General features: G+C 67.2%; 7 protein-coding genes. 4 read left to right on the plus strand and 3 right to left on the minus strand.

Annotated features, from left to right (window positions below; all coding sequences use genetic code 11):
• Positions 1 to 16: 16 nt before the first annotated feature.
• Positions 17 to 454, minus strand: coding sequence for a MarR family winged helix-turn-helix transcriptional regulator (locus E4L98_RS13405; RefSeq protein ID WP_135202056.1), 438 nt, complete (start codon positions 452 to 454; stop codon positions 17 to 19).
• Positions 455 to 675: 221 nt separating this feature from the next.
• Between E4L98_RS13405 and E4L98_RS13410 the strand changes: the two genes are divergently transcribed.
• The 4 genes from E4L98_RS13410 to E4L98_RS13425 are packed head-to-tail and all read left to right on the plus strand — an operon-like array spanning position 676 to position 6,036.
• Positions 676 to 3,558, plus strand: coding sequence for a 2-oxoglutarate dehydrogenase E1 component (locus E4L98_RS13410; protein ID WP_135202057.1), 2,883 nt, complete (start codon positions 676 to 678; stop codon positions 3,556 to 3,558).
• A gap of 11 nt (positions 3,559 to 3,569) precedes the next feature.
• Positions 3,570 to 5,357 (plus strand): biosynthetic-type acetolactate synthase large subunit, encoded by a 1,788-nt coding sequence (gene ilvB, locus E4L98_RS13415; RefSeq protein WP_135202063.1) that lies wholly within the window; start codon positions 3,570 to 3,572, stop codon positions 5,355 to 5,357.
• A gap of 14 nt (positions 5,358 to 5,371) precedes the next feature.
• Positions 5,372 to 5,731 (plus strand): hypothetical protein, encoded by a 360-nt coding sequence (locus tag E4L98_RS13420; protein WP_135202058.1) that lies wholly within the window; start codon positions 5,372 to 5,374, stop codon positions 5,729 to 5,731.
• Positions 5,728 to 6,036: a DUF3817 domain-containing protein gene (locus E4L98_RS13425; protein ID WP_135202059.1), complete on the plus strand. Its 309-nt coding sequence runs from the start codon at positions 5,728 to 5,730 to the stop codon at positions 6,034 to 6,036. The genes E4L98_RS13420 and E4L98_RS13425 overlap by 4 nt, the downstream gene beginning before the upstream one ends.
• On the opposite strand, the gene E4L98_RS13430 is transcribed toward E4L98_RS13425, so the two are convergent.
• Both E4L98_RS13430 and E4L98_RS13435 read right to left on the minus strand, forming a co-directional pair.
• Entirely contained in the window at positions 6,004 to 7,533 is a 1,530-nt protein-coding gene (locus E4L98_RS13430) for an MFS transporter (RefSeq protein WP_135202060.1), read from the minus strand. The genes E4L98_RS13425 and E4L98_RS13430 overlap by 33 nt on opposite strands.
• A gap of 1 nt (position 7,534) precedes the next feature.
• The coding region (locus tag E4L98_RS13435) for a penicillin acylase family protein (RefSeq protein WP_135202061.1) at positions 7,535 to 9,056 on the minus strand (1,522 nt) is incomplete at its 5' end.

Genomic DNA, 9,056 nt, shown 5'->3' on the forward strand with positions numbered 1-9,056 from the left:
GGCAGATCCGCGTTTCTCAGGCGTCGATGAATTTCAGCAGCAGGCGTTGGAATTCGCGGAACTCGCTGGCGCTGAAATCCTTCAGCCGGGCATTGAGCACATCCGGCGCCCGTTGCGCGATTTTTTCCACCATTTGCTTGCCGTGGCGCGTCAGCTGCAGGTTGACGCTGCGGCGGTCGTCCACGCTGCGGACACGCTGCAGCACCTCCTGCTTTTCCAGCCTGTCCAGCATGCGGGTCATCAGGCCGGTATCGATCTCCAGCATCCTGCTCAATTCGAGCGGGGTGTCGGCCATCTTGCGCCCCAGCGCCATGATGATGCCGAGGTGCTGGTGGTTGATGTCCAGATCGCGTATCGCTGCATCCATTTCCCGCGCCAGCAGGTTGCGCGCCCGCGAGAGCGATAACCCGATGCTGCTGGCCGGATCGTAGTTTTCTGCGTTGTAGTACTTCATGACGTCCTCCGTATGCGCTCAATTTAGCTGATAAGTCAGATACTGTCAAGTTGGATTATACGCGGATGCCTGGCCCGAAATCGTCGTGCTTAGTCCCCAAAGCGATCCACTCGGGAATTCCTTTGCGGACGCAAGGCACCGATACTGAACCTGAGCCGCCCCGCGTTCTCCGGTGCGCCCGGGCGCCGCAGACAGTCATATGCCCAGCAAAGGAAAACATCATGATGAAGCAGAATCGCCAAACCTCTTTTCTCTTCGGAGAAAACGTTCCGTATATCGAAGCGCTGTACGAGTCCTATCTGGCCGACGCCAACAGTGTGTCGGCCGAGTGGCAGCGTTATTTCTCGCTGCTGCGGGCCGTGCCGGCGGTGGACGGCAGCGACAAGGCCGACGTGGGGCACCATGCCGTGATCGACAAGTTTGCCGCGATGGCAAGACGTGGGCATCCGGCGCCGCCCGGTGGAGCGACGGCGTTCGCGCGCAAACAGGTGGCGGTGCAGTCGCTGGTCACGGCCTATCGCATGGTCGGCGCGCGCCAGGCCAATCTGGACCCGCTGCGCTGGAGTCCTCCACAGCCGGTGGCGGAACTGAGTCCCGCCTATTACGGGCTCGATGAGCGTGACATGGGGACGGCGTTCAGCGCGGCTGACACCAGTTTCACCGAAGCCGGCAGCCTGACCCTGAAGCAGCTGACGGCGGCCCTGCACGATACCTATTGCGGCACCATGGCGGCGGAGTTCATGTATCTGGCCGACAGCGCCCAGCGCCAGTGGTGGCAGATGCGGCTGGAATCGGCACGCGGCCGGCCGGCGCTCGGCACCGAACAGCGTCTGCGTCTGTTCGAGCGTCTGACGGCGGCGGAAGGCCTGGAAAAATATCTGCACACGCGCTACACCGGCCAGAAGCGCTTCTCGCTGGAAGGCGGCGAGGCGCTGATCGTGCTGCTCGATCAGATGATCCAGCACGGTGGTGCGCATGGCATCAGGAGCATGGTGCTGGGCATGGCGCACCGCGGTCGCCTGAACGTGCTGGTGAACACGCTGGGCAAGCCGCCGCGCGAGCTGTTCGACGAGTTCGAGGGGCGCACCGCGCATCGGCTGCCGGCCGGCGACGTCAAGTATCACAAGGGCTATAGCGGCAGCGCCATGACTGAGCATGGCGCAATGGAGCTGGTGCTGGCGTTTAATCCTTCGCACCTGGAGATCGTCAATCCGGTGGTACAGGGCATGGCGCGGGCGCGCGCCGAGCAGTTGGGCGGGCTGGAACAGGGCGTGGTGCTGCCGGTCGAGATCCACGGCGATGTGGCGATTTCCGGTCAGGGCATCGTGATGGAGACCATGAATCTCAGCTACACCAAGGGCCATTCGACCGGCGGCACGGTGCATATCGTGGTGAACAACCAGATCGGCTTTACCACCTCCGCGCCGAACGAGACGCGCTCCAGCTTCCATTGCACCGACATCGCCAAATTGATCGAGGCGCCGGTCCTGCATGTGAACGGCGACGATCCGGAGGCGGTGGCGGCGGCCGCGCGGCTGGCGCTCGAGTACCGTGCGACCTTTGGGCGCAGCGTGGTGATCGATCTGGTGTGCTTCCGCCGCCATGGCCATCAGGAGCAGGACACGCCGGGCATCACGCAGCCGCTGATGTACCGCTCGATCGCCGGCCATCCCGGCGCGCGCAGCATTTACGCGCAGAAGCTGGAGGCGGCCGGATTGCTGACCGCGCAGCAGGTAACGGACTACGAGATAGCTTATCGCGACCGGCTGGCGTTGCAGGGTGAGGCCTCGGATGCCGCCGCCAGCGAAGCCATCGCCCATGCGGCCGGCGAGCTCACCGCCCCCGCCGTCACCGGCACCGGCATCGGCACCGGCACCGGCACCACCGGCGACGCTGGCCGCAACAATCTGTCAGCGCCGGGTTTGGAGCAATTGAGCGCCATCGCGCACCAACTGGCGACCGTACCGGAAGGCCATGCGCTGCACCCGCTGGTGGCCAAGGTCATCGCGGCGCGGCGCGAGATGGCGGACGGCGCACGGCCTTTGGACTGGGGCATGGGCGAACATCTGGCCTTCGCCACGCTGCTGGCGCAGGGCGTCGGTGTACGTCTGAGCGGACAGGATTGCGAGCGCGGCACCTTCAGCCACCGTCACGCGGTGCTGAACAACCAGCAGCGCACCGCGCGCGGCGAAGGAAAGTATACGCCGCTGCACCACGTCGCGGCGGAGCAGGGCGCCTTCATCGTCAACAATTCCATCCTGTCTGAAGCGGCGGTGCTGGCCTTTGAATACGGCTACTCCAGCATGCGCGACGACACGCTGGTGATCTGGGAAGCGCAGTTCGGCGACTTCGCCAACGGTGCCCAGGTGGTGATCGACAACTTCATCGCCGCCGCCGAGACCAAGTGGGGCCAGCAGAACGGTGTCACCATGTTCCTGCCGCACGGCCAGGAAGGCCAGGGGCCGGAGCATGCGTCGGCACGGCTGGAACGCTACCTGCAACTCTGCGCGCAGGACAACATCCAGGTTTGCCAGCCGACCCTGCCGGCGCAGCTCTACCACCTGCTGCACCGCCAGATGTCGGCCGCGCACCGCCGCCCGCTGGTGGTGATGACGCCAAAATCGCTGCTGCGCCATCCGGAAGCGGTCAGCACGCTGGAGGAACTGGCCGACGGCAGATTCCGGGAGGTGCTGCCGGACAGCGGCGCCGGTGGAGCGGCGGCCGATGCCGCCATCACGCGCGCCATCGTCTGTTCCGGCAAGGTGTATTTCGACCTGGTCGAATACCGCCGCGCGCACGGCCTGCGGGACGTCGCCATCCTGCGCCTGGAGCAGCTCTACCCGTTCCCGGCCGCGGCGCTGGCGACGCAACTGGCGCGCTACGACAATCTGCGCGAACTGGTCTGGTGCCAGGAAGAGGCGCGCAACCAGGGCGCCTGGAAAGCGATCGCCGAAGACCTGCGGGCCGTCCTGCCGCCCGCGGCACGGCTGCGCGACTCCTGCCGCCCTGCCAGCGCCTCCACCGCACCCGGCCACATGTCGCTGCACGTCGAGCAGCAGGCCCGCCTGGTTGCCAACGCCTTTACCGCGCCGGAGGCAGCATGAACCAGCCAACCATGTCGGGCGCCGACATCATCCTGCACGTACTGGCCGACGAGGGCGTCGATACGGTGTTCGGCTACAGCGGCGGTGCCATCCTGCCGACCTATGACGCGGTATTCCGCTACAACGAGGAGCATGAACGGCAGATCAGGATGATTGTGCCGGCCAACGAGCAGGCCGCCGGATTCATGGCGGCGGGCTATGCGCGCGCCAGCGGCAAGGTCGGCGTGTTCATGGTCACATCCGGGCCCGGCGCCACCAATTCGGTGACGCCGATCGCCGACTGCTACGGCGACTCGGTGCCGGTGGTGCTGATCTGCGGCCAGGTGCCGCGCGCCGCCGTCGGCACCGACGCCTTCCAGGAGGCGCCGGTGTTCAACATGATGTCGGCCTGCGCCAAACAGGTATTCCTGATCACCGACCCGGAAAAGCTGGAAGCGACGCTGCGCGCCGCCTTCGAAATCGCCCGCAGCGGGCGTCCGGGGCCGGTGGTGATCGACGTGCCCAAGGACATACAGAACTGGGTTGGCACCTACAAGGCCGGCGGCAGCCTGCATTTCCGCGGCTATTCGGAGCGCCTGAAGGCGATTTCCGAGGCGGCCACCATGAGCGCCTCCAAGCGCCGCAAGTTCTTCGAATACCTCGCCGCCAGCAAGCGTCCCTTGCTGTACGTCGGCGGCGGCGTGGTGTCCGGTGGGGCGACGGAAGAACTGCGCGCGTTCGCCGAGACCTATCAGATCCCGGTGGTGAAAACGCTGATGGGCCTGAGCGCCATGCCGGCCGACCATCCACTGTCGCTGGGCATGCTGGGCATGCACGGCACGGCCTATGCGAACTACGCGGTGCAGGACTGCGACCTGCTGATCGCCATCGGCGCGCGTTTCGACGACCGCGTGGCGGCGCGGCCCAAACAGTTCGCACCCAAGGCCCGCCACGTGGTCCACATCGATATCGACGCGGCCGAAATCGGCAAGGTCAAGAAGGCCGACTGGGTGCTGGTCAGCGACGCCGCCAGCGCGCTGAAGGCGCTGATGGCGTTCGGCCCGCAGCCCCATGCCGGTTCGGCGTGGCTGGAGGAGATCGCGGCACTCAAGCGCAATCATGCGATGAACTACCGGCGCGGCGGCGACACCATCCAGCCGCAGTTCCTGATCGAGACGCTGAGCGCCGTCACCGGCGGCGACGCCATCCTCACCACCGGCGTCGGCCAGCACCAGATGTGGACCGCGCAGTACTTCAACTTCCGCCATCCGCGCAGCCTGCTGACCTCGGGCAGCATGGGCACCATGGGCTTCGGCCTGCCGGCGGCGATCGGCGCGCAGCTGGCGCGGCCGGACCGGCTGGTGATCGACGTCGATGGCGACGGCAGCATCCGCATGAACATCGGCGAACTGGAAACCGCCACCACCTACGGCATCCCGGTCAAGGTGCTGCTGATGAATAACCTGGGCGACGGCATGATACGCCAGTGGCAGCGCCTGTTCTACGAGGACCGCTACTGCGTCAGCGACAAGTCCCTGCACCGCAAGGACTTCGTGCTGGCGGCGCAGGCGGACGGCTTCGAATTCGCGCGCCGCGTGCGCCGGCCGGAGGCGCTGGAAGCGGCGCTGCGCGACTTCATCGCCTATCCCGGCCCGGCCTTCCTGGAAGTGATGATCGACCAGGACGCTGGCGTCTATCCAATGGTCGGTCCCGGCCAGAGTTACGAGGGCATGATCACCGGCGACTACATCCGCGCCCGCGCCGCGCCGCAGGACAGCGTACCCTCCGGCGGCAAGCCCGCCATCCCCGACTTTTTCTGATAACGGAGCATGACATGAACGATACCAACCGCCTGGTCGGCGAATTTATGACCCTGTACGAGGAGTGGGAGGACCATCCCGCGCGTTTCAGCTGGGACGCGCTGCAAGCGCTTGCGGTCCAGGGCGCGCATGCCTACAACGAGGGCTATGGACCATCCTTCCACATCCTGGCTTTCGACGGTTATCCGCACGCCGAGTTCCATGAGCGCTTCCTGCGCTACCTGCTGGACGCCGGCTTCGCGCCATTCAAGCGGGTGCGCTCGGCGGCGGGCGATGCCGAGGTGGCCGTGTTCGGCCACGCAGGGCTGGCCGAGGCGGCGCGGGACAATCCGGCGTCGGCGCGCATGCTGGCGATGCTGCGAGACGCCGCATGAAGCCGGACCACAGGTTCCTGCGCTTGCTGGCAAGGCTGGCCGTCATCGAGGCAGCCAGCCTTGTGGCTCTGGGCGGCGCCATGCTGGCCGGACCGCGCGTCGCGGTCACCGCGGCCGGCGCGCTGCATGGCGCCGTCTGGCTGCTGTACGCCTGGCTGATCCTGGCCATGATCTGCCTGAAGATGTGGGATAAAAAACAGGCAGCGCGCCTGGTCATCTGCGCGCTGCTGCCGCTGGGCGGCTTCGTCACCGCCCGCTGGTGCCGCCGTCTGTTACTTCAGGACGCGCTGCGCCAGCATCAGTAACACTCCCGCCAGTCCCACCACCACCAGAAAACCGAAGTAGTCGAAGCTCGATAACAGGATCGCCTGCTGGTTCAGCTGCTGCGCCAGCGTGGCGATCGCCGCCATGGTCGCCTGCTGGCCATGGCTGGCGGCCAGTTGCCCGCTCAACTGGGCCGCCAGGCCGTTGAAGACCGGGTCGTCCGTGTGGAAGCGTTCGACCAGCACCGACAGGTAGGTGCTGCCGCGCCACTGCAATCCCAGCGCCGCCAGCGCCACGCCCAGCGCGACGCCGAACTGCGACAGCATGTTCTTCAGCTGCTGGCCGTTGAAGAACGCCACCTCGTCGCCCTGCAGGTCCATGAACGAGTGCAGGGCGGTGGTCACCATCACCGGCGTGATGAAGGCGCCGAACAGGGCGATGCCGGGCCAGACGTCGGCCCACAGCGCGGCCTCGCCGTTCAGCCGCGACAGCAGCAGACCTGACAACATCAGCAGCACGAAGCCGGTGACGTAAAACTTCTTGGCCGACTGGTTCTTCTTCAGCACCGTGGCCATGATGGAGAAGGTCGGCAATGCCACGATCAGGCCGGCCGACTGCACCATGCCCACCACCTGCCACGGGAAGCCCAGCCCACCCTGCATCAGTACCGGCAGCATGTAGTTGTTGGCGCCCAGCAGCATGTAGCCGAGCGTGAAGGTCGCCATGCCGGCCACGTAGCGCGGATTGCGCAGGCGCTTCATCACCAGCAGCGGTTGCGCGTGGTGGTACTGGTGATGGCCGAAATACAACAGCGCACCGGTGCCGGTCACGATCGCCAGCAGCAGCGGCAGGGCGTCGGCGTAGAAGTCGTAGCTGGCGCGCAGCAGCGCGTACAGGCTGAGGAAGGCGCCGGCCGTCATCACCAGCGTCTGCCAGGGGTGCGCCTGGCTGCGCTTGTCGGCCGCGGCGACCTCGGTCGGCAGCACCACGCTGCCGAGCAGGCCGGCGAGGATGGCCAGGCCGGCCACCAGCGCGAAGATCAAGGGCCAGCGGTCCTGCGACACGGCGATGGAAGCCAGCCATGGCGAGCTGCCGACGCCCACCGTCAGCGCGCCGGCGTAGGCCAGGATGCCGCGGAAGCGGCGCGGGCTGGGCGGGATCAGGGTGACCATCACGCGCGCGCTGGTCAGGAAGGGACCGCCGCCGAGCGCCATCACCATGCGGCCCAGCAGGTATTGCGGGAACGAGGCGCTGCTGGCGCAAATGGCGGCGCCGAGCACGAACACCGCCACCGCGGCCTGCAGGAAGCGGCGCCAGCCGATGCGCTCGATCAGCCAGCGCTGCTTGGAGATGGCGGCGATCGCGATCACGGCATAAACAGCGGTGGACAACGTGAATTCTTCCGGCGAGGCGCCGATCTCGCCCGAGATCGGGCCGGCGGCAAAGGTGATCATGCCGCTTTGCAGGAACTCGATGGCGCTGAGCAGGAAGATGTTGACCAGCAGCGTGGCCTCGCGCGTGTGCCTGGACGTGTTCATGTCAGTTCACCTTGGCCAGCCTGGCGGTGGCGGCAGCGGTGACCGTATGCGCGCCGGCGTCGGCGACGATGCGTTCGACCAGCTGGTCGGCCTCGGCCAGTTCGTGCGCGAACACGTCGGTGGTGTAGGCGGCACGGCCGGCCACGGTCTGCTTCGCCACCGCGCCGCTGCGGTCGTGCGTGTCGACCGTCACGTGCATCGACAGGCCCAGCTTGAGCGGATGGGCGGCCAGTTGCTGCGGATCGAGCGCGATGCGGATCGGCACGCGCTGCACCACCTTGATCCAGTTGCCGCTGGCGTTCTGCGCCGGCAGCAAGGCGAAGGCGCTGCCGGTGCCGGCGTCCTGGCCGATCACGCGGCCGCGGTAGCGCAGCTGTTTGCCATACACGTCGGCCGACAGTTCCACCGTCTGGCCGATGCGGATGTCGCGCAGCTGCGATTCCTTGAAGTTGGCGTTGACCCACATCTGCTCGGGCGGCACGATGGACATCAGCGCGGCGCCGGCGTTGACCCGCTGGCCCAGCTGCACGCTGCGCTTGGTGACCAGCCCGGACACCGGCGCGCGTAGCGTGGTGCGCGCGTTGGCGATGTAGGCTTCGCGCAGTTGCGCGACGGCGGCTTGCACTTCCGGGTGGCTGGCGACGCTGGTCTGGTCGATCAGCGCGCCGGCGCTGGCCAACTGCTGTTGTGCCACGTCCAGCGCGGCGCGCGCGGTTTTGGCGCTGTCCTCGGCGTGGTGGATGTCCTCGGCCGAGATGGCGCCGCTGCCGGCCAGCTGGCGGCTGTTGGCCGTGGCCAGATGGCCGCCGGGCGGATTGAGCACTTTCGGATATTCGTCGGGCGCGAGCCAGCCCTGCCAGACCCCGGCCGGATCGTCGGCCGTCATCGGATAGGTGCTGGCCACGCCGGGCGCGGCGCGGCGCGGCAGCGGCCCGGCGATGGTCCAGCCGATATTGCCCCGATCGTCGCCGCCGACGAAGTTCTGCGCCGGGATGCCCAGCGTGGGCGCGATGGCCAGTGCCTGCTCCAGCGTGTCGGCGCTTTCCAGCCGCAGGCCATTGAAATTGACCGCCCGCGGCGTGTGCGCGGTCCAGTGCAGCGCGTATGCGCCGGCCGGCGTCGCGCGCACCGGCCCCAATGACGTCTCGCGCACCGCCAGCCGCGCCGCCGGCGCGCCCTTGACCAGGATGGTTTCCTCATGCAGCACCGGCGTTTCCCAGCCGGCCTGGGTGCGCACCTGCCCCGGCCTGGCCGCATCGGTGTCGAGCGCGATGAAGTCCATGTAATCGCCGTAGCTGTTGGTGAAGCCCCAGGCCACATGGCCATTGCTGCCGACCACCACGAATGGCGCGCCGGGCAGCGTCACGCCGACCACGCGGCGCTGGCCGCCCTTGCCGTCCGGGTATTGCAGCGCGGCGCGGTACCAGATCGCGGGCAGCTGTATGCCCAGGTGCATGTCGTCGGCGACGATGGCGGCGCAATCCATCATCAGCCGGAAATGGTCGGGTTCGACGTGGCGGCCG

It is taken from the genome of Duganella callida, from assembly GCF_004614165.1.
GTDB classification, from domain to species: domain Bacteria; phylum Pseudomonadota; class Gammaproteobacteria; order Burkholderiales; family Burkholderiaceae_D; genus Rugamonas; species Rugamonas callida.

Bases quoted from the DNA above. Each gene is read 5' to 3' on its own strand.
- E4L98_RS13430 (WP_135202060.1), bottom strand. From the start codon at position 7,533: ATGAACACGTCCAGGCACACGCGCGAGGCCACGCTGCTGGTCAACATC.
- ilvB (WP_135202063.1), top strand. From the start codon at position 3,570: ATGTCGGGCGCCGACATCATCCTGCACGTACTGGCCGACGAGGGCGTC.
- E4L98_RS13405 (WP_135202056.1), bottom strand. From the start codon at position 454: ATGAAGTACTACAACGCAGAAAACTACGATCCGGCCAGCAGCATCGGG.
- E4L98_RS13425 (WP_135202059.1), top strand. From the start codon at position 5,728: ATGAAGCCGGACCACAGGTTCCTGCGCTTGCTGGCAAGGCTGGCCGTC.
- E4L98_RS13420 (WP_135202058.1), top strand. From the start codon at position 5,372: ATGAACGATACCAACCGCCTGGTCGGCGAATTTATGACCCTGTACGAG.
- E4L98_RS13410 (WP_135202057.1), top strand. From the start codon at position 676: ATGATGAAGCAGAATCGCCAAACCTCTTTTCTCTTCGGAGAAAACGTT.